This window comes from Pseudomonas sp. EYE_354 (genome assembly GCF_023148575.1).
Lineage (GTDB): Bacteria > Pseudomonadota > Gammaproteobacteria > Pseudomonadales > Pseudomonadaceae > Aquipseudomonas.
Window position 1 is genome coordinate 123,590 of sequence record NZ_JAHXNQ010000002.1, and the last position, 24,701, is coordinate 148,290.

Consider the following 24,701-nt stretch of genomic DNA (forward strand, 5'->3'; position numbering starts at 1 on the left):
TTTACAAAAATCAAGGTGGCGTATCATATCCAACTTTCATAAAACTGTACCAGCGCCGTCGCAAGATCGGCCTGCAAGGCCTGTTCCAGACACCACCTTTGGGCGTGCTGACTCACCTCCGGCCAGTGCTCCAGCAGCAATTTCCACGGCTGCGCCATCTCGCCCTCGGTGTTCCAGGCTTGCCACAGCGTCACCAATGCAGCGCTGGCGGCGGGCGACAAGTCTTTGGTGTACAGCGCCAGGAAAGCATCGAGCTTGTCCAGGTGGATGTCTTCATCCTGTCGGTAGATGTGCCACAGCAACGGCCGCCCGGCCCACTGGGCGCGGACAAATGAGTCTTCGCCGCGCACGGCGTTGAAATCGCAGCACCACAGCAAGTGGTCATAGTGCGCCTGACGCACGAACGGCAGCACTTGCACGGTCAGGGCATCGCGTTGATGCACGTCGCCCGCGGCCAACGCCGTCACACCGAGCCAGCGCTGCACATCCCCGAGGATGCGCCCCTCGGGCACCAATAGATGAGTGGCACGCCCGTCCGTCGACAAGGCGTCCAGCCAACCGGCAAGGCCGGCATTTTCGTAGGCAAACAGTGAAAACAACCGCGCACCGGCTGCCGGAAATACACCCAACCCCTGCAGGAATTGTCGCTGCGCTGCGGCGTCCGCCTGAAACGCCTGACGCTGCTCAATCAACCCGGCCTCACGTAACAGACCACCGGTACCGGCGCGGAAACCGGGGAAAAAGAAGTACTTCTGCACCCCCTTGAACTTCACCGACGGCAGGCGATGGCAGCCCACCACCCAGTCTTCGGCACTCAGGTAGTCGAGGTTCATCCACAACGGCGTGCGCTCACGCGCGGCCATGGCTTCCATATAGTCAGGGGGCAGCTGGCAGGCGAAGGCGGCGATCACCACATCGGCGGCCGGCGTAGCCGACCACTCGGCCGGCCAGTGGCGCACCTCGACACCGTCCTGCCATTGTTGGGTCGCCTGCACGTCAACCTCGGGGCACATGCGCTCGAACGCGCGCAGGTCATCGACCCACAAGCGCACCTCACAGCGGTGCTCGACCACCAATTGCCGGGCCAGGCGCCAGGTCACGCCGATGTCGCCGTAGTTATCGACGACGCTGCAAAAAATATCCCAGCGGGCTTTCATTCCGGGCTCCAACGCTCAAAGGCTCGATTGTCCGCATAAATGCACGGATGCAGAAGGCTCTATCGCGATTATTCTGCACAGTGGCTGTGCGACAATCGCCGCCACGCCATCAATGCCTGCCAGGAGGCCATCATGTCCGGACGTCCGTTGTCGTTGTTCAAGCTCAGTGCAGCCGTGGCTTTTGGCCTGTGGCTGGGGTTTATCGCCATTGTGCTGACCGCCTGGCTGGCATCGCGTTACCTGTTCCCGCAGAGCCTCGCGCCCGTGGCTCAGGCGGTCCAGCAGTTGGGCAAGCCGGCCGTCGCGGCGCCCGAGCCGCCCAACCGTATGTTCGAGCAGTACCAGCAGAACCTGCAAAAACAGGAACAGCAACAAACCCTCGATCAGGCGCGCGACAACGCACGCAACCTGTCGAACCCCAAATGCCAGTTCTGGCTGCAACAGGACAGGAACGCGCCGAATGAAAAGAGTCGGGCCAATGTCCTGCAATTCTGCGATTGATGATCAAGCACAGCCATGAATAAACATGCCGTCCTCCAGTTGATCCTGGAAAAACTCACCGTCGACCTCGACATCGCCCAACGCGCCGCGCAAACGGCCTACGAAACCGCGACCCACGAAGAAAACATCGCCGAGAACAAATACGACACGCTGGGGCTGGAGGCTTCCTATCTGGCGGCCGGGCAAGCCAAGCGGGTCGAAGAGATCAAGCAATCGCTGGTGCTGTGCCAGAACCTGCAACTGCGGCCCTACGAGGACAGACGCGGTATAGAGGTGGGCACACTCGTGGGCCTGGAAGACGAGAACGCGCGCCAGCAGTGGCTGTTTCTCGCGCCGGATGCGGCGGGGTTGAAAGTGGACGTGGTCGGGCAACCGGTGACCGTCATCACCCCGCGCTCGCCCTTGGGCAAAGGCCTGCTGGGCAAGTGCGTCGATGACGAGGTGGAGATTCTGGTGGCGGGCGCCCGGCAATACTTCACCGTGACCGAGGCCCGCTGAGCGTCTTAGTGAACGGGCAGTTCCACGCCGTCGAACAGCTCTTCCAGTTCCTGCTTGTTGTGGCACTGGATCGCCTTGGCCATGACTTCGCGGGTCAGGTGCGGCGCGAACTTTTCGATGAAATCGCACATGAAGCCACGCAGGAACGTACCGCGACGGAAACCGATCTTGGTCACGCTGGACTCGAACAGTTCGCTGGCATCAAGTACCACCAGGTCTTTGTCGAGCTGGGTGTCGACCGCCATTTTGGCGACGATTCCCACGCCCAGGCCCAGGCGTACGTACGTCTTGATCACGTCGGCGTCGGCGGCGGTGAACACCACTTTCGGCGTGAGGCCACGGTGGCTGAAGGCTTCGTCGAGTTTGGAGCGTCCGGTAAAACCGAACACGTAGGTGACAATCGGATATTCCGCCAGGGCTTCGAGGGTCAGTTTCGGCAGCTTGGCCAGCGGGTGACCCTGGGGCACCACCACGCAGCGGTTCCAGCGGTAGCACGGCATCATCACCAAGTCGCCGAACAGCTCCAGGGCTTCGGTGGCAATGGCGAAATCGACGGTGCCATCGGCGGCCATTTCGGCGATCTGCATCGGCGAACCCTGGTGCATGTGCAGGGCCACGTCCGGGTATTGCTTGATGAAATCGCGGATCACCGGCGGCAAGGCATACCGCGCCTGGGTATGGGTGGTGGCGATCGACAGGGTGCCTTTTTTCTCGTTGGAGAATTCCTGGGCGATCTGCTTGATGCTCTCGACTTTACGCAGGATTTCGCCGGCGGTGGTGATGATGCGTTCACCGGCGGGCGTGACGCGAGTCAGGTGCTTGCCGCTGCGCGCGAACACTTCGACGCCCAACTCATCTTCGAGCAGGCGGATCTGCTTGCTGATACCGGGTTGCGAGGTGTAAAGGCTTTGAGCGGTAGCGGAAACGTTGAGGTCGTGGTGCGCCACTTCCCAGATGTAGCGCAGTTGTTGAAGCTTCATATGTAGCCCTCAAAGCAGATAGACGCCACGGGTATCAGCGACGGCATATAACTATATTAAAGGTCGGACGGATAAATCTAGAACTTTTTTATCGCGATCAGCCTTCACATGTCGTCACTGCGTCGACGTTGTAAAGACGGCACCAGGTAAACCGGCACAGTAGACAGCTGCAACACCCGAGCAGCGGTGCGACCAAGGGGGGTGGCCGCCGCCGTTGCGTCGCTGTGACTTCCTACGATCAACAAGTCGGCCGAAAGTTTGCGCAGTTGGTCGAGAATCACCTCGCAGGGGTCGCCCTGGATCACGCGTACCGAACGGATCAACTGCAGGTCCTGCTCTCCTTCTTCCAACTCCTCGCGAAAACTGTCGAGTACCCGTTGCTCAATGGTGGCCATCACGGTGTTCATCCCCCGGCTTTGCCATTCGCTCAAGGCTTTTTCATCAAGGTAGCTCTGCAACACCGACTCAGCGAACAGCCCCATCGGCTCGACCACATGAATCACATACAGGTCCGCCTTGAACGTCCGCGCCAACGCCAGCGCATGCTGCATCACATACGGCGCGTAGAGACCGAGGTCCGTGGCATAGAGCATCGAACGAATCATAAAACCTCCTGGACTGCCAGGCTGGAGGAGATTGAATGAGCTTAGCAGCGCCCTTAAGGCTCGGCCTGAATCCTCACTTCGTTACTGATGCCATGGGGCACATGCCCGGTGGCCACCACTTCCCTGGCCTTCTCACAATGACCGGCCTGGTCATCGAAAAACACATCGGCGGCGAACGCTTCCAGGAACGCGGATTTCTCCAGGCCACCGAGAAACAAGGACTCATCCAAGCGAATATCCCACTCGCGCAACGTACGAATCACCCGCTCATGGGAAGGTGCCGAACGCGCCGTAACCAGCGCGGTACGGATCGGGCAGGCCTCGTCCGGGAACTCGCGCTGCAACAGGTTAAGCGCCGCCAGAAAACCTTTGAACGGGCCACCATGCAACGGCTGACGCGCCGACTCGCGCTCGCTGGCCTGGAACGCCGCCAACCCACCGGCCTGATACACACGCTCGGACTCATCGGAAAACAGCACCGCGTCGCCGTCGAAGGCGATCCGCAGCTCTTCGCTGGATGCCCTGCGCGCACCGCCCGATAGAATCGTTGCAGCCGCAAAACCTGCATCCAGGGCGCTGCGCACGTCCTCAGCATGGGTCGAGAGAAACAGGTGGCAACCAAACGCGGCCAAATAAGGATAGGGACTACGCCCGCCCACGAAGGCTGCGCGGGAAATGTCCAACCCGTAATGCTGGATCGAATTGAACACGCGCAAGCCGGTGTCGGCACTGTTGCGCGACACCAGCACCACTTCGACCCGAGCCCGACCGAGGCTGGCATTCAGGCTCAGGAGTTTCTTCACCAGCGGGAACGCGTCGCCGGGCTCAAGGATTTCTTCCTCGTGTTCGATCTGATATTTGCGGTAGGCCTCCACCCCTTGGGCCAGGTAGACCTTGTGGCTGTCACTCAGGTCGAACAAGGCCCGCGACGAAATCGCCAGTACCAGTTTGTCGCCCAGTCCCTTTGCCATGCTGTCTCCCCCGCTTCAGCGATTACGCCGATCAATAAAACTCAAGGCCTGGTACAGCGCCTGCATCCGCGGCAACTCACAGCCAGCGGCTTTGGCGGCGGCTAACGGGCGGGCATAAATAGCCGCCAATTCCAGCGGGCGTTTGTGCACGTGGTCGTGGTACATGCTCGGCAGGTAGTCGTCCATGGTCTCGGTCATTGCGAACATTTGCTCGGCGTAGCTCTTGGGGATTTCATGACCGCAGGCATGGGCGCCCTGCACCACTTCGGCCATCAGCGCCTGGATCAACTCACGGCTGGATTGGTCCGCCATCATCGCGGTGGTGCCCGCATTCAGCACTACCGAGAGGCCGTTATACGGCACGTTCCACACCAGCTTGTGCCAGCGCGCCTGATGCACATTGGCCATGGCCTGGGACTCGATGCCGGCCTGATGAAACAACGCCGCACCGGCTTCGACAATCGCCTGTTGGCGGCTCTCATCGTTGGCCGCGCTGCCACTGTGATAACCCAGGTTGACCCGCCCCAGCGCCTGGTGCTCCACCACCCCGGGCCCGGAGCGATGCACGCCGATGTAACACAAGCCGCCAAGCAAATGCAGCGACGGCGGCAGGTGTTCACGCAGACTGTCTTCCACATCCAGACCGTTTTGCAGCAACACCACTTTGGCGTCAGGGGCCGCGACTTGGGCGAGAGTCGGTGCCAGGTCGATGTTGCCGGTGGACTTGGTGCCCACCAGCAACCAGTCGCACGGCGGCATATCGGCAGCACGGGCATACGCCTGCACCGGGTGCAGGTGGAGCTTGCCGTGCAACGTGCTGTTGAGGTGCAAGCCGTGCTCGCGGACCACCGCGTATTCGCTGCGCAGCAGGAAGTGCACATCAAACCCGGCGCGCGCCAGCATCACACCGTAGAAACCACCGATGGCACCGGTACCGATAATGCCGATGCGCGGGGATTGAGTGGTCATGGCAAGTCCTCTGGAGTGCGGGTAAGCGCTTGATTGATCGCGTCGGTAAGGTCGGCAGACGTAAGGCGGGTCTGTAACTGTCCGAGGAATTGACCCTCGCACACCACGAACAACGCAGGCAAATGAAAGATCTGGTAACGCTCGACCGCGCCGCCGTTGTCCCCGGCGTCCACCCAGCACAGCCGGTCCACCGGCAGTTGCCAGCCGGGCAATTGCTGGCGCGCCCAGCGGCAACTGGAACAGCCGACACTGGTGAACACCAGCAGCGAAATGCCTGGCAATCCCAGCAATTGCTGGTCAATATCCAAGTCGGTCAATTCGTGTTCCTTCACTATACTGCTGCTGCCTCCGTCAATTGGACGGTGCTCGGAGTCCGTGTACATGGGTCGTTTTTTACCTCACCCTGATGATGTCGCCGCGCTGTTGATCCAACGTCCTTCCCCCACCATTCCCCGCCAACGCCTGCACACTATCGGCCTGGGCGGCATCGCCTGCAATTGCCCGCGCGCCTGGCGCCAGGGCACCGCCGTAGACCTGCATATCCCATCCCTGGGCGCCAACGCGCGCTATCCGGGCTACGTGGCATGGTGTCGCAAGGTGGAAAACGGCTACCGCGTCGCGGTCTCGTTTACCGATGAACATGCGTTGTTCGGAGCCCGAATGGGTGAGCAAGCATGCCGGATGGAGCGCTACTGCCGCCAGCATGAAGATGCCGAACCTACACCTGCCCAAGTCGAAGCACTGGCCCGCGAGTGGGTGTCACGCCACGCCAGCGAGTTCTCCCATGAGGCGTTTGTGCGACCAACACTCGATTAAAGCGGGCTTTGCCCATTGTCGCGGGCCCGTGTTACGCGCTAAGGTTCCTCCCCCCTGCATCCAAATCATGCTGTGCTCCGCCGCACGGGGATGGCTGGCGGCCGGCACCCGTGACCCTGACGAGTAACACGATGGCTGATTTACCGATCAATGACCTAAACGTCGAATCCAACGAGACGCTGATCACACCTGACCAGCTCAAGCGCGAAATCCCCCTGAGCGACGCTGCCCTGCAGACCGTCACCAAGGGCCGCGAAGTCATCCGTGACATTCTCGACGGCACCGACCACCGCCTGTTCGTTGTGATCGGCCCGTGCTCGATCCACGACCTCAAGGCTGCCCACGAATACGCCGAGCGCCTCAAGGTGCTGGCGGCGGAAGTGTCCGACACCTTGTACCTGGTGATGCGCGTCTATTTCGAGAAGCCACGCACCACGGTCGGCTGGAAAGGCTTGATCAACGACCCGTACCTGGACGACTCGTTCAAGATCCAGGACGGTTTGCACATCGGTCGTCAGTTGTTGCTGGACCTGGCCGAAATGGGCCTGCCCACCGCCACCGAAGCGCTGGACCCGATCTCCCCGCAGTACCTGCAGGACCTGATCAGCTGGTCGGCCATCGGCGCGCGTACCACCGAATCCCAGACCCACCGCGAAATGGCGTCCGGCCTGTCCTCGGCCGTCGGCTTCAAGAACGGCACCGACGGCGGCTTGACCGTGGCGATCAACGCGCTGCAATCGGTTTCCAGCCCTCACCGTTTCCTGGGCATCAACCAGGAAGGCGGCGTCTCGATCGTCACCACCAAAGGCAACGCCTACGGTCACGTAGTGCTGCGTGGCGGCAACGGCAAGCCCAACTACGATTCGGTCAGCGTCGCCCTGTGTGAACAAGCGCTGAACAAGGCCAAGATCAAGCCAAACATCATGGTCGACTGCAGCCACGCCAACTCCAACAAGGACCCGGCCCTGCAGCCGCTGGTGATGGAGAACGTCGCCAACCAGATCCTCGAAGGCAACCAGTCGATCATCGGCCTGATGGTCGAGAGCCACCTGAACTGGGGTTGCCAGGCCATTCCAAAAGACCTGGCCGACTTGCAGTACGGCGTGTCGATTACCGATGCCTGCATCGATTGGGCCGCCACCGAGAACACCCTGCGCAGCATGCACGCCAAGCTCAAGGACGTCTTGCCGACCCGCAAGCGCACCTGAGCCCGTACCTGTATCTGAATCGCGCACACAAAAACGCCGGGCTGAACCCGGCGTTTTTGTGTGTGTTGTTTAAGCTTTACAGCTTCGCGGCATGGCGCTGGTGGCGTTCCATGTAGCGTTCGACATAGGAGCAGGACGGAATCACCGCATAGCCGGCCTCATCGGCAAACTTCAGGGCTTCCTCGGTCAATGCCGCCGCAATACCTCGGCCTCGCAGTGCGTTGGGCACGAAGGTCCGATAGATATCCAGGGTCTGCTTCCCGAGGTCCATATAGGTCAGATAGGCACGATGACCGTCCACATTGGTCTCGAACTGATGACCAGCCTGGTCATGGTGGATGGACAACGCCTCGCTCATCACTACTCCTCGCGGGTCTTGGTGTGTGACCCCTACCTTACCGATGTTTTTCCGGCGAAGGAACATCTACGCCACCCCGTGCCGGATTCGACAACGAGAAATCCTTGAGCGCTCACAACCAGCACGTAGGGAATAGTAGGCGCCAATCCTGCAATTGCTCAAGGCACACTCGTCATCCCCTGCCGCTGGTGGATATAGAAAGGGCTTCGATCAACGGGTGACCGAAAGCCTGAACATTGCCGGCAGTTGAACCTTGAGACGAACAGGCGCTCTTAAAGTCACCTTTACATGCGTAAAAGATGCATGGTGAAGCGATCGTGAACGTGACGCAAGTGTCGCCCTGAATATATAAATTTTCATCTACACACCGGGTGTGATGCATGCGGGACGGACGTTTCAGCCTGAGTGCGGTGTGCGTCCGGCGGAAAAAAATTGGCCGCTTTTTATACAAACCTCCACAAGGTTGGTCAAAATAGATTCCGCGCGAGAATTTTTTTTGCTTCTTGCGCTACGTCAGTTTACTTACTACAAGTAATGGGTAGTATGTACGCCGGCTATTAGCTCACTCTGAGAAAGTAGCCATTTAATAGAAAGTCCTTGAAGGGGAACACGATGAACAACGTTCTGAAATTCTCTGCTCTGGCTCTGGCCGCAGTTCTGGCTACCGGTTGCAGCAGCGTCTCCAAAGAAACCGAAGCTCGTCTGACTGCAACTGAAGACGCAGCAGCTCGCTCCCAGGCCCGTGCAGACGAAGCCTACCGTAAAGCTGATGAAGCTCTGGCTGCTGCTCAAAAAGCACAACAGACTGCTGACGAAGCTAACGAGCGCGCTCTGCGTATGCTTGAAAAAGCTAGCCGCAAGTAATAGTCCCTCGGGGTTGTTACCAAGCCGATCCATTTATGGATCGGCTTTTTTATTGTCCGTCGTTCGTGCCTGAACGCCAGACAATAAAAACCCGCCGCAGCGCAAGGCTTTGGCGGGTTCCTGATCCAACAGGCTTACTGCTGCAGATCGATTGGCGTGCTGGAGGCTATCGGAGCCGCGCCGGGTACGCCGATTTCAGTCGGTAAACCATCTTCCGCCGCGACCACATCGCGCACCTGGTCCCAGTTGACGCGCAGGTTATTGGCCAGGTCTTCACGCTTGAGCAACGCGTTGATCACCGCCGTGTGCTTGTCGACCACCGACGGCGTGCCGTCATCGTTTAACGGCGTATGGGCTTCCAGGTAGACCTTGCCGCCGCTGCTGCCGAACTTGTAGGCGTCGTTGATGATCCGCACCGAGGTGCCAACCGGCACCATGCCGGCCATTTCCAGCACGTTGTTGTTGAACATGCGGAAGCAGCCATGGCTGGTACGCGTACCGATGCCGAACTTCATGTTCGAACCGTGGATCAGGTAACCCGGCGTGCCCAGGGTGAACTTGAACGGGCCCAGGGGGTTGTCCGGGCCGGCCGGTACAACGTTGGGCAGCGGATCACCGTTGGCGGCGTGTTCGGCCTTGATCGACGCGGGTGGGGTCCAGGTCGGGTTAGGCGTCTTGGCGATGATGCTGGTGTGGGCGATCGGTGAACCCCAGCCTTCGCGACCAATCCCGAGCGGAAAGGTGTAGACCACGTTCTGCCCCTTGGGGAAGTAATAGAGCCGGTACTCCGCCAGATTGATCACGATACCTTCGCGCGGCCCCGGCGGCAGAATGAAGCGCGTCGGCAATACGATGTCGGTCCCCGCCCCCGGCAACCAGGCATCAACACCGGGGTTGGCCGCGACCATCTCCGAATAGCCCAGGTCGTAGGTGGTGCCCAGGTCAGCGAACGTGTCTTCGTACTTCGCCTTGATCACCTGGACCTGCCCGACAATGTCTTCACCCGGTGGAGGCAAAGGCAACTGCAAAGCGGATGCAGAACCGGCCGCACAGAGGGCAGCGAGAGACAGGCAGCAAGTGACGACGGAAAGGCGCGACAACATCCGGAAAATCCTTCGCAGAACGACGGGGAGGTAAAAATCGATTGTATACGTGAAGCGAGCTTCCAACTGCAAGCTTGTCGAGGCCCTACAGCTCGAAACGCAGCTCCGGCCAGATCGGCGGCGTGCCACGCTTCTGGGACTCAAGGATCGCACGGCACAGGGGGCACAGGCGCTGGTCCTGGAATATCGACCGATCGACCCTCGACCAGCGCGGCTGCGCCGGCAATAGCGTGCCGCACAGCGTGCGATCGATGGAGCCCCCCAACTCCAATTGTCGCGTCACCAAATGCACCCGTACTTCCTGGCAGGCGAACAGATCCAGCTGCTCGTCAGGCTCGATCAGTTGATAGTTGAACAGGGACCAGGCAGGACGCGACATCAGGGGCTCCAGATCGGGGGGGCGCCACCTTAGCCGAAAGCCTGCCGGTAGAAAAGCGTCATAGCAGCGGTTTTAGCGTCGGCCAGACATTTTCCAGTAACTTGCCCTGGGCGCCGACCGCAGGATGCAAGCCATCAGCTTGCATCATCTCGGGATGACCACCGATACCCTCAAGGAAAAACGGCACCAACGGCACCTTTTTCTGCTCCGCTACGTCACCGAATACCTTGGCGAAGGCGTCGACATATCGCTTGCCGTAATTGGGCGGAATCTGCATGCCCAGCAACAGCACCTTCGCGCCGCTGTCCTGGGACTTCTGGATCATCGAGGCAAGATTTTGTTGCAATTGCGCAGGCGGTTGTCCGCGCAGGCCATCATTGCCGCCCAACTCGATAATCACCACCTGCGGCTTATGCTCCGCAAGCGCCGCAGGCAGCCGCGCGAGGCCGCCGGCACTGGTGTCGCCACTGATGGAGGCGTTGACCACTTTATCGTCGAAACCTTCCTGCTTGAGCCGTTGCTCCAGCAAGGCGACCCACCCTTTGCGGGTATCCAGGCCGAAACCGGCACTGATACTATCGCCAACGATCAGGACTGTACCCGCCGCTGCGTTCTGGGCCATGCACATCAAGGCCAGGCCAGCACTCAAAAACCACATTCGCATCGGATTCTCCATGGGCGCAAGCATTCTCACCGCGCGGAACCTTAGCAAAGTGGTTCCCAGCGCGGAAGGTGAACTGACTATCCTGCACGAACTGAGCCTGGAACTGAACAAAGGCGACAGCCTGGCCATCGTCGGCAGTTCCGGTTCCGGCAAATCCACCCTTCTCGGCCTGCTGGCTGGCCTCGACCTGCCCAGCAGCGGCGAAGTCAACCTCGCAGGCCAGGCCCTGAGCCGCCTCGATGAAGACCAGCGCGCGCGCATCCGTGCCGAGCACGTGGGCTTCGTCTTCCAGTCATTCCAACTGCTCGACAGCCTCAATGCACTGGAAAACGTCATGCTGCCCCTGGAACTGGACGGCCGCAAAGACGCCCGCGAGCGCGCCAGGCATTTGCTGGAGCGCGTGGGCCTGGGCAAACGCCTGACCCATTCACCGCGCCAACTCTCCGGCGGTGAGCAGCAACGGGTGGCAATTGCCCGCGCCTTTGCCGCCGAACCGGACGTGCTGTTTGCCGATGAACCCACCGGCAACCTCGACAGCCACACCGGCGAGCGCATCAGCGACTTGTTATTCGAACTCAATAAAGAGAACGGCACGACCCTGGTGCTGGTCACCCATGACGAGCGCCTGGCCCAACGCTGCCGACGCCTGATCCGCCTTGAAGCCGGCCTGATGGTCGCGCCCCTGGAGCCTTGATGGCACGTTTGCCGCTGTTGCGCCTGTTCAGTCTTGCCATGCGCCAATTACTGCGCGATGCCCGCGCCGGTGAATTGCGCGTGTTGTTTTTTGCCCTGCTGGTGGCCGTCGCCGCCAGCACCGCGATCGGTTATTTCGGTGCGCGCCTCAATGGCGCCATGCTGCTGCGTGCCACCGAGTTCCTCGGCGCCGACCTGGTGCTCGAAGGCAGCTCGCCGGCGCGGCCCGAGCAGATCAAGTCCGGAACCGAACTGGGCCTGGATCACGCTCGTGTGGTGGAGTTTTCCAGTGTCATTGCCGCCGACAACGGCATCCAGCTCTCCAGCATCAAGGCAGTTGATGAACGCTATCCGCTGCGTGGCGAACTTAAAAGCGCGGCGGCGCCCTTTGGTGAAGAAACCGCGGGCGGCGGCCCGAAACCCGGCGAAGCCTGGGTGGAGGCACGCTTACTGACGGCGCTGGCGCTCAAGGTGGGTGACAGTATCGACGTGGGCATGAAGACCTTGCGCCTGGCCCGCGTGCTGACCTATGAACCCGATCGCGCCGGCAATTTCTACAGCCTCACCCCCCGCGTGATGATCAACCTGTCAGACCTGGACGCCACAGGCGTGGTCCAGCCCGGCAGCCGCGTCAGTTACCGCGAGCTGTGGCGCGGGCCGCAGGGCAGCACAGCGCTGCAAACCTATCGTGACCTGGTCAAGCCCGGCCTGGCCGCCAACCAGCGCCTACAGGACTCACGGGACGGTAACCAGCAGATCGGCGGCGCTCTCGGCAAAGCCGAACGCTACCTGAACATGGCCAGCCTGGTGGCCGTGCTGCTGGCCGGTGTGGCGGTCGCCCTTTCCGCCAACCGCTTCGCAACCCGACGTTTCGATGCCAGCGCACTGCTGCGCTGCCTGGGCTTGTCCCGACGTGAAGCCCTGTTGCTGTTCAGCCTGCAATTGACGGTACTGGGCCTGTTGGCGAGCCTGGCCGGCGCCCTGCTCGGCTGGCTGGCGCAGTTTGGCCTGTTCTACTTCCTGCACGACTTGCTGCCTGCCGATGTGCCTCCAGGCGGGCTTTTACCGGCCCTGGCCGGGATCGGCACGGGGCTGGTCGCGCTCGCCGGTTTTGCCCTGCCGCCACTGGCCGCACTGGGTCGCGTGCCGCCGCTGCGGGTGTTGCGGCGCGATCTGCTGCCCATCCCGTCCAGCACCTGGATGGTTTACGGTGCCGCGTTGTTCGCCCTGGGTTTGATCATGTGGCGCCTGAGCCTTGATCTGGTGCTGACCTTCGCCCTGCTCGGCGGTGGCGTGGTGGCGGCACTGGTACTGGGAGGCTTGCTGCTCCTGCTCTTGCAAAGTCTGCGGCGCCTGTTGGCTCGTGCCTCCCTGCCATGGCGTCTGGGCCTGGGCCAGTTGCTGCGTCACCCATTGGCAGCAGCCGGGCAATCGCTGGCGTTTGGCTTGATCCTGTTGTCCATGGGCTTGATCGCCCTGCTGCGCGGCGAGTTGCTCGACACCTGGCAAAACCAGTTGCCCAAGGACGCGCCCAACTATTTCGCGCTGAATATCCTGCCGGCCGACAAGGACACCTTTGGCGCCCGCCTGCTGGAGCTGCAGGCGCAATCGGCACCGTTGTACCCGGTGGTGCCGGGGCGGCTGATCAGTATCAACGGCGAGCCGGTGCAAGAGATTGTGAGCAAGGACTCCAGCGGTGACCGCGCCGTACAACGCGACCTGAGCCTGACCTGGGCCGCCGACCTGCCGCCGGGCAATGCGCTGACTGAGGGCGTGTGGTGGTCAGCACAACCAGCCGATGATATCCCCGGCGTTTCGGTGGAGGCCAAGGTCGCGCAAAGCCTCAAGCTCAAACTCAACGACCACCTGGTGTTTACGGTGGCCGGAGAAAATCGCGAAGCGCGGGTCACCAGCCTGCGAACCATCAACTGGGATAACTTCCAACCCAACTTCTTCATGATCTTCCAGCCGGGAACCTTGAAGGATCTGCCGACCACCTACCTGACCAGCTTCTATCTGGCACCGGGTCATGACCAGCAGATCGTCGACCTGTCGCGGGCCTTCCCGGCAGTGACCATCCTGCAAGTCGAAGCTCTGCTGGAGCAACTGCGCAGCATCCTCGCTCAGGTCACCCTGGCGGTGGAGTACGTGCTGTTGTTTGTACTGGCAGCAGGGATGGCGGTGTTGTTCTCCGGCTTGCAGGCCACCCTGGATGAGCGCATCCGCCAAGGCGCGCTGCTAAGGGCGTTGGGTGCGGAACGCGCATTACTGGTCAAGGCCCGGCGCATCGAGTTCGGCTTGTTGGGCGCGGTAAGTGGCTTGTTGGCGGCATTGGGCACCGAGCTGGTGACGTGGGTGCTTTATCGCTACGCCTTCGACCTGCCGTGGCAACCCCACCCATGGCTGCTGCTGTTGCCAGTGATCGGCGCCGTGCTGATCGGCGGCGCCGGGGTATCCGGCACCCGCCGTGCGCTGAACGCCAGCCCTCTGACCGTATTGCGCGAAGGCTGAGACGTCGCTGGCCCGCACCCTTGACTAAAAGGGTGCGGGCCAGCATCGCTTACTTCACGTATTCAATCCCGGTAATCCACCAACACACATCGCCACTTGGAGTCTGCACGATGGCTTCATCGTCGACTTGCTTGCGCAACAGCGCGCGCGCCATCGGCGAGTCGATGGAAATGTAGTCCATGCGCTCATAAATCTCGTCATAACCGACAATACGAAAGCGCTTGGTTTCGCCGTGTTCGTTTTCGATATCGACCCACGCGCCGAAAAACACCTTCCCTTCCTGCTCGGGCATGTACTCGACCACGCGCATATCTTCCAGGCGTTTGCGCAAATAGCGCACGCGGCGGTCGATCTCGCGCAGCAGCTTCTTGTTGTACTGGTAGTCGGCATTCTCGCTGCGATCCCCCAGAGAAGCGGCCCACGTCACCTTGCGCGTGGTGTCCGGGCGCTTCTCCCGCCACAGATAATCCAGCTCTTTCTTCAGTGCTTCATGACCTTCTTTGGTAATCAGCTTGGTACTCAAACCCTTGCATCCCCAGGCAATATCCGTTGATGTCGATACGCCAGGGCTCAAGCTCTGGCGGCGACTGGCTGACGTCGATGATAAATGAACCGGGGAAAGTAGCCAGGCCAGTTCTAACGCTCCAACGCTTGATCCAGTTCGTGCAGCATCCCCTGCAGATTCTGGCGCAAATCCAATAGCTGCGTCTTTATCACACTGAGGGCATCGGTTTTCTGGCTGAGCACCCGCGTCTGCTCGTGCAGCTCAAGGGTACGCTGCTCCAGTGCCTGCGCGGCGTCGTCCACTTGAGCCTGTTCCTGCCGCAGCCGTACCTTCCACTGCTCCAACGCACTCTCCTGCTCGAGCACAGCACGTTTCTGCTGGGTTAACTCCTGCGCGACGCGGGCAAGGTTGGTGAGTGTGCTGTCCATCTGGAACAACGCACTGTCATCGGCTGGCGGCGCAAGCGTTGGCTGCGTCGCTATGTCGGGTTCGCTCGGCGCAACCGGCACATCTTGCACAACGACTGCGGGTGTCTCGACGAGCACGTTTGGAGGTGCCTCCGCTGTGGCCTCCTGCAACGGTAGACGATCAGGCTCCGCTCGGCTCGAAGCCCTGGGCGCGGAGATCATTTGCGATGAAAAGCGAATAGACGGCACGATCAACGTAGCGCTTTCAATAGCCGGCAACGTGGGCGCGGAGATACCCAAGGTGATCACTTTCATCACCAATGCCTTCTTGATGATCAATGAATGATGATCCTCCGGCCTGGCAGGCGGCAATTTACAGCCCTTCAGATCTAAAAAATGGTAAGCCAACTGGGTCTCAGTGGAACCGCCTGCCTTTGTTCCCGAACCGGCTGCCAGTACCAGAATCTGCTTGAACACCTGCATAGCGGCCTGCAAATCCTCTTGGGACTCGATGCCGCCCAAAAAGAACCGTTCGGCTTTTTTTTTCAAGGTTGCGATATACACCCTCGAACTACCCGGCTCGACTTCTTCATCCAAGCTGTAAACAAGAAAATTAGAGGCTATCTGACCGATGGCAAACCCGCAAAGCAATGCGCCGTTGACGGGTGAATCCTGGCCGTTGCGCTCAAGAACAAGAGTACGTAGAAGCATCATGGTAATCAGGCCTCATCAGGCATTCAAAAACACACATCAATTGTTTCAGTCTCGTGCCTGATGCGCACGTAGGAATTTCCTTATAAGTACTAACCGACATTCCCAAACGTGACTATTCACCGTAGTCTTTTTTAGCACTCCGCCCCTATGCCCTACCAAACTTATTTGGTAAACACATGATCGAAATAAGCAACCTGACCAAACATCTGAACGGCAAGCGCCTACTTCACGACTTTTCACTCAAGGTTAATCAACGGCAATGTTTAGGACTTTTTGGACACGACCATGGGGCGAAGACCACACTTCTAAACTTGATATCGGGATCATTAACTCCCGACAGCGGTCGCATTAACATTAAAAGTTTTGATACCCAGACCCACACACGCGACGTTAAAAACATTATTGGCTATCAACTGTTAAAACACCTCAGCCACCCGACGATGTCGGTAAAAGAATTTCTTCACTATATCGCTGCAGCACGTGGTCTGCGAGGCACTGAGAAACGCAACTGTGTAGAGCTGGCCGCTACGCGCCTGGATTTACTATCGGTACTTAATGCCCCCCTTGATGCCCTGTCTTTCGGCTTGAAGCGCAAAGTCGGTATTGCCCAAGCGATTGTGCACGCGCCGGCTGTACTGCTAATGGATGAGCCCACCGAGGGGCTCGCTCTCGATCAGCGACATGCCGTCAAGGAGCTCATTCAATCCTTGGCACAGGAGATGACGATCGTTGTCGCTTCGCGCAACAGTGATGAGCTGAGCGAGTACTGCACGCGCGCGCTGGTTATCGCCGATGGTTGCCTGGTAGCGGATGCCCCCTTGCAAAACCTGCAACGCGAGTCCCGTCATTTCCAGGCAGTTACTCTCACTGCAGACGCGCCCCTGGATTTGCTGGCGCTGGCCGTATTGCCTGGCGTCGCAGGCATTGAAGAACATCGGCATGCGCCCGGCACCGTCACTGTTCTAGCCATGCCTGGACACTCCATCTACCCCCACATTCACACGCTCATTGCCAGCCGCGGCTGGAAAATAAATACATTGAACCTGGAGCCAGGTCGCTTGAACGATGTGGTTCAGTATATGAGCCAGGAGAGGCCTCTTTGAGACTGTTGCCCGTTATATTCAAATACCAACTCATCAGTTACGCCTCAACGCCTGCAACTTACCTGAGCGTTGCGCTATTTCTACTCATGTCCGTGACGCTGGGGCTGTATACAAACCGCTGGTTAGAGCAGGACACGCTCGACTTACAGGTTTTTTTTCAACTGCACCCCTGGCTTTATTTATTGCTGATGCCTGCCCTGGCAACGCAACTATGGTCAGAGGAATCCAATACGGGTTTTCTCGACGTGATCAACACACTGCCCGTTACGGCAACCGAACTCGCTATCGGTAAATTCCTGGCCGCCTGGGCAGTTGCAGCGGTGGCCTTGGTATTGACGTTCCCTCTCGTCATTGCGACAAACTATATGGGCACTGCAGATAACGGAGTTATCGCCTCGCAATTCATCGCCAGCTGGTTATTAGCGGCCAGCTACTTATCGGCCGGCGGTTTTATTTGTACGCTTGCGCGGCAGCGCGTGATTGTTTTCACACTGACGCTATGTTTGCTGCTGGCCGCCAGCGGATTGTCTTCGGTCATAGATGCCCTTGAACACCAGGCACCTATTTGGATAATCGATAGTTTGATCGCTCTGAATCCGATTTCACGATTCAGCTCAATCGACAACGGCAAGCTGACACTTCATGACACCGCTTACTACATCAGCATGACCCTCGCTTTTCTAGCGGCGACGATTGTCACGCTCAACCATAAAAACCGCTGAGCAGGACAGCTCACCATGCGATCCACCTTGCGTACTGGCATGACACTCACCGTCATAGCGTTACTGTTCCTGGCTTTTAATCTGGCTTGGATAGTCAAATTTCCGAATATACGGTGGGACTTTTCACAACAGAAAATCCATAGCCTATCCTCTCCCGCACGACAGCTCCTGGCATCCGTGAGCAGCCCGTTAGACCTGTATTACTTCAACGCGCACAACACCCCAAAACGGAGTTATGCGCTGCAGCGCTATGCCAAGCGCATCGAAGACCTGCTTCGCGAATACGAAAAAGCTGCAGATGGCATGATCAACCTGCATGTTATTGACCCCAAGCCATTTTCAGAAGACGCCTACAAAGCCGGCTTGTTCGGCCTTGATGACGAGATGGGCTTCCTGGGCCTGATTGGCACGCAGGCGGGCCACGGCGCACAACGCATTGAGTCATTTCGTCTGGATCGGGAGCCACTGCTTGAATATGAAATCAGCCATTTGATTTTCAAGTTGCAGCACCCTGAACCGCCGGTGATCGGGCTACTGTCCGGGCTGGCGCTGCAAGACACTTCAAGCCAATTACTGAAGGAAATGCAACAGCACTTCGATGTGGCCAACCTGGAAACGACCACTGGTAACGTACCCGAACATATCCAAACGCTGATGGTTGTGCACCCGAAAGCGCTGCCCGAGCGCGCGTTATATGCCATTGAACAATTTGTACTCAGGGGCGGCAGACTGATGATGTTTATCGACCCGTTAAGCGAGCAGGAACTGCCTGTCTCAGCAACCAATTCCAGGCTGGATGCGCTGCTCGCCGCTTGGGGCATAGAGATGCCAGCGGACAAGTTACTCATCGACAATCTCTACGCGATACCGCAGACACCCGATGCCGCAAACGCCGGCGTACAACATCCGGCCAGATTGAAGCTGCCCCGAAAAGCCATGAACGCACACGATATCAGCACCTGGAAACTGGATACCGCAGTGGTGTCGAGCAGCGGCGCCCTTTTACGCCGCCAAAAAGTACGCACTAGTTTCACGCCCCTCCTGCAAAGTTCCAGTCAATCCGCGCTACTGGAAACCGACCGGTTTACCTCAGCGACCACGTTAAGCCCGTTGCTTGACGAGGCCTTCGGTCCAGGACAATCCCATGTGATTGCTGCCCGTATCGAAGGTCCGGCTTATTCAGCCTTTGCCGATGGACTGGCAGGACAGCCGGCCGGCCTGCAAAAAGCGACGCAGATCCACGTGGTAGTGGTCGCCGACACTGACTTGCTCACGGATCAAGTCGGCCGCTTGGCCTCAAACAACAACACGCTGTTTGTGCTCAACACGCTGGATAATTTGTCGGCCGCCGATACGCTCGCCAGCATCCGCCCCCGTGCAGCGCGAGACAGCTCAATAAGTATGCTGGGACAAATGCGTGCCGCTGCCGCCCGAGCTTATGATGAGCAGGCGACGCAATTGCACAAACGTCTACAGCGAACGGAACGGGAATGGCAACGGATGAATCCACAAGAACTTGCCCTCGGGACCGAGGCGGTGGATACCGGCTCAACGTTACAAGCGCTCAACAAGGAGCGCTTGCGCTTGCCCATGGAATTACAGGCATTGAAAGTAAAGACGTACGCTCACGTGCATCGCGTAGAACAGGCGATCAAGCTGGTGCTGACGCTGGCAATGCCATTGACGTTGTGCGTGATTGCCTGGCTGATACTACTGCGCCAGCGACGCCGTTTGCGACACGGGCCAGTGTTTTACTGAGCCGCTATCAGCGACGAGCAATCAACCCTTGCCGGGCGATTCTGGTCAACTGCCGGATCACTTCATCCGCATCGGCTGCGCTCGGCGCTTGGATAACCGCCAGGTCAAAGCTGTCAGTGGCAAAGCGCGCGAGGGAATCGCCGTCTTCAACGAACTGAATCAGAAACGCCGACGGCCGGCCGGTGCGACGTGGCCAGCCGTCCAGGTAACGCAACAGCGTGGGCTGGTGCTTGCCGCCCAGGAGGATTTTTGGATTGCGCTGAGTGAGGTCCGCGGTGATCGGGGCCAAGCGTATCAGGGGGCGTAATGCATTCATCGTGTCGTGTCTCTGCCTCAAAAGTCTGCGGGCAGGTGAGAGGCAACACCGAACCAGCGCTTTAGCGGTATTTCGAAGCCGTCTCTGCAAAGGAAGACGGACTTCTGTCGGGCTGCATCGAACCCAGTGGCGCCCCGCAATTAGCTGTTTAAATCGGCGCATGAACGGCATCCTAGAGAAGCGGATGGGGCGGTGTCAAGAATCCCGAGCAACGAAGAGGCCCGCACATGGCGGGCCTCTCCAGGGTGTTGCAGCGCGATCAGCCAGCGATGGCGCGGTCGGCAGACAGTTTACCGGCACCTTCCAGCAGTACCGCGAGGGAGCCGCCGAGCAGGGCCAGCGCGAACTCATAACCGTTGTTGGCCATGAACAGACCGTTATGGATATGCACCGAGAAGATCGCCACCACCGAAAGGATGGTCAGGCCCAATGCCGCCGGGCGTGCCAACAAGCCAATGATCAACGCCAGGCCCGCAAAGAACTCGGTACCGCCCGACAGCAGCGCCATCAGGGTACCGGGTGCAAGGCCAATGCTTTCCATCCACTGAGCGGTGCCCGCCAGGCCGTAACCGCCAAACCAGCCAAAGAGTTTCTGCGAACCGTGGGCGGCGAAGATGATGCCGACAACAATGCGCAAAAGGGTCAGGCCGTAGCCGGCGCGAGTGGACAGGACGCTTTTAATCAATGGGCTCATGGTGATAATCCTTGTTTAGAGTAGGGGTTGGTTGGCCGCTATATTAATCAGTTTAAACAATGATAAAAGCCGAAAAAATGCCCTATAAATATCTATAAAACCGATCACTTACGCGAGGCGACTTTTGTCGCTGATGGCTCCAGGGACGCTCGCTCCCGATCGAACGCCAGATAGTACTTGTTCACGCTATTCACATAGCTGACGCCTCCCATCCCCACCTGCTCCATGGCAATGCGCTCAACCTGGAAGAACCACTGATTAGGATTGAGCCCCCGGCGCTTGGCCTCGGTGCGCATGCCCTGCACACGCTCCGGCCCCATGTTGTAGGCCGCCAGCACAAACGCCATGCGCTCACGCTCGTTGAGCTTGGGGCTGGCAAAGAACTTACGACGGATCAACGCCAGGTACCGCGCGCCGGCCTGCACATTACTGTCCAGGCTTTCGATATTATTGACGCCCACCCGTTGCGCCGCCGAAGGGGTGATCTGCATCAGCCCCGTGGGGCCGCCACTGTTACGTGCGCCGGGGTCAAGGGCGGACTCTTTGAAGGCCAGCGCCGCGAGATTCAGCCAGTCCATGCCCTGCTCGCGGGCGTGCTTCTGCAAGACCGGGCGCAGTTTTTCCAGACGCTGCCGGTCGACACGCGCCAGGGGATTACGGACTTGGTAGAGACGACGGTAAATGCGCTGAAAGGCCACATCCTGATCGGCCGGCGTTCGATAGGTCTTGAGAAATCGATCGATACTGGCCCGCAGCATCGAGGCGTCCTGACGCACGAACCAGTACTCGTCGCCCGGCTCACTGATGACCACCTGTTTATCAAAGCGCAGCTTGGGCAGGATTTTCGCCCAGCGTTCGGCAATCGGCTTCTCGACAATGGTCAGGTGGAAGATCCCAGCCTGGACCATCTCCAGCACATCCTCCACCGCCAGGGTCGGGTCGACCCACTCCACTTTGATTGGCGGTTGCTTGTGCAGCGCCAACTTCTGGTTGATCTGGTTAATGGCGTCCGCCGCCGCACTGCCGGTCGTCAAGGCCAGCGTGCGCCCGGACAACTGCTCCAGTTTGGTAAATCGCCGCTCGCCTTTGACGCCCACCAGCCACAACGGGATGTCACTGGCGATCGGGTCGCTGGTACTGATCTTGTGGGCGGCCGTGGCATCCAGTAACTCACCGGGGGCCACCAGATCGCCCTCGCCACGGGCCAGCGCGCCGAGCAACTGGTCCTTGGCCTTGGGAATGATCTTGAGGTTGATTTCCTGGCCGTCACGGGCGTGACCATTGAGGTATTGCTCGAAGGCACGCAGGCGATGGTATTCGACGCCGATGGCCTGGCCCTGCACTTCACCGGAGCTGTTACGGCTCTGGTTGACCAGCACACGCAAGGTACGGCTGGCACGAATTTGCGCGAGGTCGCGCACCTTGGCGGATTTGGTCACCTCCAGCGGCCCGTCCAAACGCGCAACCGCCGCCATGGGCAGCAGTAACGTAAGGCACAACATAAGCAACGCCGAGGGTCGGATCATCCGCTCTCCGGAAAGAATACTGGCCAACGCCCTCGCGAAAAACGCGGCGTTGGGGGTCAGAAACAGAGCGCTTTAAGCGCAGGCTTTGCGCGCGACGGTGCCACAGTGCAAGGCTTACACCCAAACACGATGTCACTTGCGACGTTCAAAGACAGCTATAACTCTTTGTAGTTCTTAGATTTTCTTATAAATCTACAGCTCTGATATGCTTTCCGGCCGCAGGCGGAGATAGCACCATGCAACTCATTGATATCGGCGTCAACCTGACCAACCCCAGTTTCGACGACAAGCATCAGGCCGTTCTCGACCGTGCCTACGCCGCCGGCGTGCAACAATTGGTGCTCACCGGCACCAGCGTCGAGGGTAGCGAACAGGCTCTGGAGCTGTGCGTCAAACTCGATGAAAGCGGCCAGCGCCTGTTCAGCACCGCCGGCATTCACCCCCACTCTGCCAGCGACTGGAACGGCGACAGCGCCCAACGTCTGCGCAGCCTGCTGGTTGAGCCGCGCGTACGCGCAGTGGGCGAATGCGGTCTGGATTTCAACCGCGATTTTTCACCGCGCCCACAGCAGGAAAAAGTCCTCGAAGAACACCTGGCCCTTGCCGTCGAGCTGAAATTACCCGTGTTTCTCCATGAGCGTGACGCCAATCAACGCCTGCTGGAAATCCTCAGAGACTACCGCGACCACCTGAGCGCCGCCGTGGTGCATTGCTTCACCGGCGAACAGCAGGCGCTGTTCAGCTACCTCGACCTCGACCTGCACATCGGCATCACCGGCTGGATCTGCGACGAACGCCGTGGGACACATCTGCATCCGCTGGTCAGGGAAATTCCCCGCGGCCGTCTGATGCTGGAAAGCGATGCGCCCTACCTGCTGCCGCGCACCCTGCGGCCCAAGCCAAAGAACGGCCGCAACGAACCGGCCTACCTGACCGAGGTGCTGCGCGAAGTCGCCCTGCACCGCAACGAAAGTCTGGAAGACCTGGCTCAGCACAGCACCGCCTGTTCCCGTGCGTTTTTTGGGCTGCCAAGCGTGGATTGATGCGGCGCATTGACCCATGTCAAAAGGCTTTTTTCGAGTAGCGGCACAATAATGGCACCTTGCCAATGCTGTTTCGCTATCAGAGAAAACCTTCCATGGGTGCCTGGCTTAGCAATATCTCGCTGAAGTACAAATTCTGGGCCGTCAACGCGGTCGCCTTCATCACCACCCTCCTGTTGGTGCTGTACGCCGTACAGCTCGAACAGCAGGCGCGCAGCACAGCGTCCCAAGCCTCGGCGCAGGCCCAAGGGCAATTGCTGGGCGCCTGGCCGGCCGACAAACCGTTGCCCAAGGGCGAGCGGTGGCTGACCTTTGCACGCGGCCAGGTCCCACGCCTGGGCGATCTGGATCTGTCAGTCTTGAGCACCACAACCGGCTGGGTCGAACTCAACCACATGCCGCTGCTGGGCGAAAACCCATTGATGGGCGCTGAAGTGATCGCCCGCCCTGATGGGCAATACGTAGCAGTGCTCGCCTACGCGCCCAGCTTGAGCCAGGTGTTCAGCGACCGTTTCGCCAACTACGCCGTGGCAGTCCTGATCCTGATGCTCGCGATGCTCGGTGCTTCGCAGTTACTGATCCGCTTCCTGCTCAGCCAGCTCAACACCCTCAAGGATGTGATGCTGCACGTCGAGAAAACCGGCGACCTGTCGGCACGTGTGCCCTTGGCGTGCAAGGACGAAGTCGGCCAGATGGCCAGCGCGTTCAACGCCATGCAGGCCGGCTACCAGCGCGTGGTCAGCACCGTGGCACGCACTGCGCGGCAATTGGACGAGGGCGCCGCGCGCCTGGCCAGCAGCATGAACGAGGTGCAACACGGCATGCTCGGCCAGCAAAGCGAAACAGACCAGGCGGCGACCGCCATCAACGAGATGACCGCCACCGTCCACCATATCGCCCAGCACGCCGGTGCCACCCGGGATTTGTCCCAGACCGCCGATACCCTGGCTGGTAGTGGCCAGGAGGTAGTGACCCGGGTACGACACTCGATTGCCGGGCTGTCCAGCGGCGTGCAACAGACCGCCGAAATGATCCAGAAACTCGCCGAAGACAGCCAGAAAATCAACGGTGTCGTCAGCGTAATCCACAGCATCGCCGAACAGACCAACCTGCTCGCCCTCAACGCCGCCATCGAAGCCGCCCGCGCCGGGGAAATGGGGCGTGGCTTCGCAGTGGTCGCCGACGAAGTCCGCAACCTGGCCAAGCGCGTGCAAAGCTCCACCGACGAAATCACCCGTATGGTCTCGGCACTTCAAGCCGGCACGCGCGATGCCGTGGACTTTATGCAGGAAAGCTCGTTCAAGGCCGACGACTGCGTGCAACAAGCCCAGGAGGCCGGTGCCGCCCTCGCCGAAATTACCGGTGCCGTGGCACAGATGCGTGAGAGCAACACCCAAATCGCCGTCGCCGCCGAACAGCAAAGCCACGTAGCCGAAGAGATGAACCGCGCCGTGGTGAGCATCCGTGATGTGACCGAAAATACGGTGCAACAAACTGTCGATTCGGCGACGACCAGTAATGAGCTGGCAACCCTGGCCGGCGAGTTGAGCAAGGCGATCGGCCAGTTGAAGCTGTAGGACTGCTTAACCTGTAATCCAGCTCCTACGACGGCCCCCGCATTTACCCGAAGTTTTGG

At 59.6% G+C, this 24,701-nt stretch carries 27 protein-coding genes; 12 read left to right on the plus strand and 15 right to left on the minus strand.

Annotated features, from left to right (window positions below; genetic code table 11):
• Positions 1-23: 23 nt before the first annotated feature.
• Entirely contained in the window at positions 24-1,157 is a 1,134-nt protein-coding gene (gene earP, locus KZX66_RS03260) for an elongation factor P maturation arginine rhamnosyltransferase EarP (protein WP_248076369.1), read from the minus strand.
• Positions 1,158-1,289: 132 nt separating this feature from the next.
• Between earP and KZX66_RS03265 the strand changes: the two genes are divergently transcribed.
• Together KZX66_RS03265 and KZX66_RS03270 are read left to right on the plus strand one after the other, a co-directional pair.
• Entirely contained in the window at positions 1,290-1,658 is a 369-nt protein-coding gene (locus tag KZX66_RS03265) for a hypothetical protein (protein WP_248076372.1), read from the plus strand.
• A 15-nt stretch (positions 1,659-1,673) separates the two neighbouring features.
• On the plus strand, positions 1,674-2,156 hold the full coding sequence (locus KZX66_RS03270; RefSeq protein WP_248076375.1) for a GreA/GreB family elongation factor: 483 nt from the start codon (positions 1,674-1,676) through the stop codon (positions 2,154-2,156).
• Positions 2,157-2,161: 5 nt separating this feature from the next.
• Here the strand turns inward: KZX66_RS03270 and cysB are convergent, their stop codons facing one another.
• The 5 genes from cysB to KZX66_RS03295 form a co-directional block, all read right to left on the minus strand.
• Complete coding sequence (gene cysB / locus KZX66_RS03275; protein WP_017849520.1) at positions 2,162-3,136, minus strand: HTH-type transcriptional regulator CysB; 975 nt, start codon at positions 3,134-3,136, stop codon at positions 2,162-2,164.
• A 104-nt stretch (positions 3,137-3,240) separates the two neighbouring features.
• Positions 3,241-3,741 carry a universal stress protein gene (locus KZX66_RS03280; protein WP_248076378.1) on the minus strand — a complete coding sequence of 167 codons (501 nt, stop codon included), beginning with the start codon at positions 3,739-3,741 and terminating at the stop codon, positions 3,241-3,243.
• A 53-nt stretch (positions 3,742-3,794) separates the two neighbouring features.
• Positions 3,795-4,712 (minus strand): 5'-nucleotidase, encoded by a 918-nt coding sequence (locus KZX66_RS03285; protein WP_248076381.1) that lies wholly within the window; start codon positions 4,710-4,712, stop codon positions 3,795-3,797.
• A gap of 15 nt (positions 4,713-4,727) precedes the next feature.
• Complete coding sequence (locus tag KZX66_RS03290) at positions 4,728-5,681, minus strand: putative 2-dehydropantoate 2-reductase (RefSeq protein ID WP_248076383.1); 954 nt, start codon at positions 5,679-5,681, stop codon at positions 4,728-4,730.
• Positions 5,678-6,064, minus strand: a complete 387-nt coding sequence (locus tag KZX66_RS03295) for a thioredoxin (RefSeq protein ID WP_248076386.1) — start codon at positions 6,062-6,064, stop codon at positions 5,678-5,680. Before KZX66_RS03295 ends, KZX66_RS03290 begins: the two co-directional genes overlap by 4 nt.
• Between KZX66_RS03295 and KZX66_RS03300 the strand changes: the two genes are divergently transcribed.
• A complete protein-coding gene (locus KZX66_RS03300; RefSeq protein WP_248076389.1) occupies positions 6,063-6,497 on the plus strand; it encodes a PilZ domain-containing protein in 435 nt (144 codons plus the stop codon). The two genes, KZX66_RS03295 and KZX66_RS03300, sit on opposite strands and share 2 nt — an antisense overlap.
• 131 nt (positions 6,498-6,628) lie before the next feature.
• A complete protein-coding gene (locus KZX66_RS03305) occupies positions 6,629-7,705 on the plus strand; it encodes a 3-deoxy-7-phosphoheptulonate synthase (protein WP_248076391.1) in 1,077 nt (358 codons plus the stop codon).
• A gap of 76 nt (positions 7,706-7,781) precedes the next feature.
• On the opposite strand, the gene KZX66_RS03310 is transcribed toward KZX66_RS03305, so the two are convergent.
• Entirely contained in the window at positions 7,782-8,063 is a 282-nt protein-coding gene (locus KZX66_RS03310) for a GNAT family N-acetyltransferase (protein ID WP_248076393.1), read from the minus strand.
• Positions 8,064-8,675: 612 nt separating this feature from the next.
• Here KZX66_RS03310 and oprI point away from each other — a divergent pair.
• Entirely contained in the window at positions 8,676-8,927 is a 252-nt protein-coding gene (oprI, locus tag KZX66_RS03315) for an outer membrane lipoprotei OprI (RefSeq protein WP_003172710.1), read from the plus strand.
• A 134-nt stretch (positions 8,928-9,061) separates the two neighbouring features.
• On the opposite strand, the gene KZX66_RS03320 is transcribed toward oprI, so the two are convergent.
• The 3 genes from KZX66_RS03320 to KZX66_RS03330 form a co-directional block, all read right to left on the minus strand.
• Positions 9,062-10,030 carry a L,D-transpeptidase family protein gene (locus KZX66_RS03320; RefSeq protein WP_248076394.1) on the minus strand — a complete coding sequence of 323 codons (969 nt, stop codon included), beginning with the start codon at positions 10,028-10,030 and terminating at the stop codon, positions 9,062-9,064.
• Between the two features lie 85 nt (positions 10,031-10,115).
• Positions 10,116-10,409 carry a hypothetical protein gene (locus tag KZX66_RS03325; RefSeq protein WP_025859175.1) on the minus strand — a complete coding sequence of 98 codons (294 nt, stop codon included), beginning with the start codon at positions 10,407-10,409 and terminating at the stop codon, positions 10,116-10,118.
• Positions 10,410-10,467: 58 nt separating this feature from the next.
• Positions 10,468-11,073 carry an arylesterase gene (locus KZX66_RS03330; RefSeq protein ID WP_248076396.1) on the minus strand — a complete coding sequence of 202 codons (606 nt, stop codon included), beginning with the start codon at positions 11,071-11,073 and terminating at the stop codon, positions 10,468-10,470.
• A 10-nt stretch (positions 11,074-11,083) separates the two neighbouring features.
• On the opposite strand from KZX66_RS03330, the gene KZX66_RS03335 reads away from it, so the two are divergent.
• Entirely contained in the window at positions 11,084-11,767 is a 684-nt protein-coding gene (locus KZX66_RS03335; RefSeq protein ID WP_248076397.1) for an ABC transporter ATP-binding protein, read from the plus strand.
• A complete protein-coding gene (locus KZX66_RS03340; RefSeq protein WP_248076399.1) occupies positions 11,767-14,277 on the plus strand; it encodes an ABC transporter permease in 2,511 nt (836 codons plus the stop codon). Before KZX66_RS03335 ends, KZX66_RS03340 begins: the two co-directional genes overlap by 1 nt.
• Before the next feature lie 49 nt (positions 14,278-14,326).
• Here KZX66_RS03340 and greB read toward each other — a convergent pair whose 3' ends face one another.
• Both greB and KZX66_RS03350 read right to left on the minus strand, forming a co-directional pair.
• Positions 14,327-14,800 carry a transcription elongation factor GreB gene (gene greB, locus KZX66_RS03345; RefSeq protein ID WP_248076400.1) on the minus strand — a complete coding sequence of 158 codons (474 nt, stop codon included), beginning with the start codon at positions 14,798-14,800 and terminating at the stop codon, positions 14,327-14,329.
• A gap of 113 nt (positions 14,801-14,913) precedes the next feature.
• Entirely contained in the window at positions 14,914-15,903 is a 990-nt protein-coding gene (locus KZX66_RS03350) for a hypothetical protein (protein ID WP_248076402.1), read from the minus strand.
• Positions 15,904-16,079: 176 nt separating this feature from the next.
• Here KZX66_RS03350 and KZX66_RS03355 point away from each other — a divergent pair, with 176 nt between their 5' ends.
• The 3 genes from KZX66_RS03355 to KZX66_RS03365 are packed head-to-tail and all read left to right on the plus strand — an operon-like array spanning position 16,080 to position 19,486.
• Entirely contained in the window at positions 16,080-17,006 is a 927-nt protein-coding gene (locus KZX66_RS03355; protein ID WP_248076406.1) for an ABC transporter ATP-binding protein, read from the plus strand.
• On the plus strand, positions 17,003-17,728 hold the full coding sequence (locus KZX66_RS03360) for an ABC transporter permease (RefSeq protein ID WP_248076408.1): 726 nt from the start codon (positions 17,003-17,005) through the stop codon (positions 17,726-17,728). The genes KZX66_RS03355 and KZX66_RS03360 overlap by 4 nt, the downstream gene beginning before the upstream one ends.
• A 15-nt stretch (positions 17,729-17,743) precedes the next feature.
• Complete coding sequence (locus KZX66_RS03365) at positions 17,744-19,486, plus strand: Gldg family protein (protein WP_248076410.1); 1,743 nt, start codon at positions 17,744-17,746, stop codon at positions 19,484-19,486.
• A 7-nt stretch (positions 19,487-19,493) separates the two neighbouring features.
• Here the strand turns inward: KZX66_RS03365 and KZX66_RS03370 are convergent, their stop codons facing one another.
• From KZX66_RS03370 to KZX66_RS03380, 3 genes are all read right to left on the minus strand, one after another.
• Positions 19,494-19,802: a class I SAM-dependent methyltransferase gene (locus KZX66_RS03370; RefSeq protein WP_248076412.1), complete on the minus strand. Its 309-nt coding sequence runs from the start codon at positions 19,800-19,802 to the stop codon at positions 19,494-19,496.
• Between the two features lie 259 nt (positions 19,803-20,061).
• Positions 20,062-20,496: a DoxX family protein gene (locus KZX66_RS03375; RefSeq protein ID WP_248076413.1), complete on the minus strand. Its 435-nt coding sequence runs from the start codon at positions 20,494-20,496 to the stop codon at positions 20,062-20,064.
• 104 nt (positions 20,497-20,600) lie between these two features.
• A complete protein-coding gene (locus tag KZX66_RS03380; protein ID WP_248076416.1) occupies positions 20,601-22,022 on the minus strand; it encodes a transglycosylase SLT domain-containing protein in 1,422 nt (473 codons plus the stop codon).
• A 236-nt stretch (positions 22,023-22,258) separates the two neighbouring features.
• Between KZX66_RS03380 and KZX66_RS03385 the strand changes: the two genes are divergently transcribed.
• The gene (locus KZX66_RS03385) at positions 22,259-23,065 is read left to right on the plus strand and encodes a TatD family hydrolase (RefSeq protein ID WP_248076418.1); all 807 of its coding nucleotides are present in this window, start codon (positions 22,259-22,261) and stop codon (positions 23,063-23,065) included.
• Positions 23,066-23,160: 95 nt separating this feature from the next.
• Positions 23,161-24,642, plus strand: a complete 1,482-nt coding sequence (locus tag KZX66_RS03390; RefSeq protein WP_248076420.1) for a methyl-accepting chemotaxis protein — start codon at positions 23,161-23,163, stop codon at positions 24,640-24,642.
• Positions 24,643-24,701 lie beyond the last annotated feature (59 nt).

Excerpts from the sequence above, each read along its gene's own strand:
- KZX66_RS03310 (WP_248076393.1), bottom strand. The coding sequence starts at position 8,063 with ATGAGCGAGGCGTTGTCCATCCACCATGACCAGGCTGGTCATCAGTTC.
- KZX66_RS03390 (WP_248076420.1), top strand. The coding sequence starts at position 23,161 with ATGGGTGCCTGGCTTAGCAATATCTCGCTGAAGTACAAATTCTGGGCC.
- cysB (WP_017849520.1), bottom strand. The coding sequence starts at position 3,136 with ATGAAGCTTCAACAACTGCGCTACATCTGGGAAGTGGCGCACCACGAC.
- KZX66_RS03335 (WP_248076397.1), top strand. The coding sequence starts at position 11,084 with ATGGGCGCAAGCATTCTCACCGCGCGGAACCTTAGCAAAGTGGTTCCC.
- KZX66_RS03380 (WP_248076416.1), bottom strand. The coding sequence starts at position 22,022 with ATGATCCGACCCTCGGCGTTGCTTATGTTGTGCCTTACGTTACTGCTG.
- KZX66_RS03385 (WP_248076418.1), top strand. The coding sequence starts at position 22,259 with ATGCAACTCATTGATATCGGCGTCAACCTGACCAACCCCAGTTTCGAC.
- KZX66_RS03355 (WP_248076406.1), top strand. The coding sequence starts at position 16,080 with ATGATCGAAATAAGCAACCTGACCAAACATCTGAACGGCAAGCGCCTA.
- KZX66_RS03340 (WP_248076399.1), top strand. The coding sequence starts at position 11,767 with ATGGCACGTTTGCCGCTGTTGCGCCTGTTCAGTCTTGCCATGCGCCAA.
- KZX66_RS03330 (WP_248076396.1), bottom strand. The coding sequence starts at position 11,073 with ATGCGAATGTGGTTTTTGAGTGCTGGCCTGGCCTTGATGTGCATGGCC.
- KZX66_RS03300 (WP_248076389.1), top strand. The coding sequence starts at position 6,063 with ATGGGTCGTTTTTTACCTCACCCTGATGATGTCGCCGCGCTGTTGATC.
- KZX66_RS03270 (WP_248076375.1), top strand. The coding sequence starts at position 1,674 with ATGAATAAACATGCCGTCCTCCAGTTGATCCTGGAAAAACTCACCGTC.
- KZX66_RS03295 (WP_248076386.1), bottom strand. The coding sequence starts at position 6,064 with ATGTACACGGACTCCGAGCACCGTCCAATTGACGGAGGCAGCAGCAGT.
- KZX66_RS03280 (WP_248076378.1), bottom strand. The coding sequence starts at position 3,741 with ATGATTCGTTCGATGCTCTATGCCACGGACCTCGGTCTCTACGCGCCG.
- KZX66_RS03320 (WP_248076394.1), bottom strand. The coding sequence starts at position 10,030 with ATGTTGTCGCGCCTTTCCGTCGTCACTTGCTGCCTGTCTCTCGCTGCC.
- KZX66_RS03350 (WP_248076402.1), bottom strand. The coding sequence starts at position 15,903 with ATGATGCTTCTACGTACTCTTGTTCTTGAGCGCAACGGCCAGGATTCA.
- KZX66_RS03325 (WP_025859175.1), bottom strand. The coding sequence starts at position 10,409 with ATGTCGCGTCCTGCCTGGTCCCTGTTCAACTATCAACTGATCGAGCCT.
- earP (WP_248076369.1), bottom strand. The coding sequence starts at position 1,157 with ATGAAAGCCCGCTGGGATATTTTTTGCAGCGTCGTCGATAACTACGGC.
- KZX66_RS03375 (WP_248076413.1), bottom strand. The coding sequence starts at position 20,496 with ATGAGCCCATTGATTAAAAGCGTCCTGTCCACTCGCGCCGGCTACGGC.
- KZX66_RS03370 (WP_248076412.1), bottom strand. The coding sequence starts at position 19,802 with ATGAATGCATTACGCCCCCTGATACGCTTGGCCCCGATCACCGCGGAC.
- KZX66_RS03265 (WP_248076372.1), top strand. The coding sequence starts at position 1,290 with ATGTCCGGACGTCCGTTGTCGTTGTTCAAGCTCAGTGCAGCCGTGGCT.
- KZX66_RS03290 (WP_248076383.1), bottom strand. The coding sequence starts at position 5,681 with ATGACCACTCAATCCCCGCGCATCGGCATTATCGGTACCGGTGCCATC.
- oprI (WP_003172710.1), top strand. The coding sequence starts at position 8,676 with ATGAACAACGTTCTGAAATTCTCTGCTCTGGCTCTGGCCGCAGTTCTG.
- KZX66_RS03305 (WP_248076391.1), top strand. The coding sequence starts at position 6,629 with ATGGCTGATTTACCGATCAATGACCTAAACGTCGAATCCAACGAGACG.
- KZX66_RS03285 (WP_248076381.1), bottom strand. The coding sequence starts at position 4,712 with ATGGCAAAGGGACTGGGCGACAAACTGGTACTGGCGATTTCGTCGCGG.
- KZX66_RS03365 (WP_248076410.1), top strand. The coding sequence starts at position 17,744 with ATGCGATCCACCTTGCGTACTGGCATGACACTCACCGTCATAGCGTTA.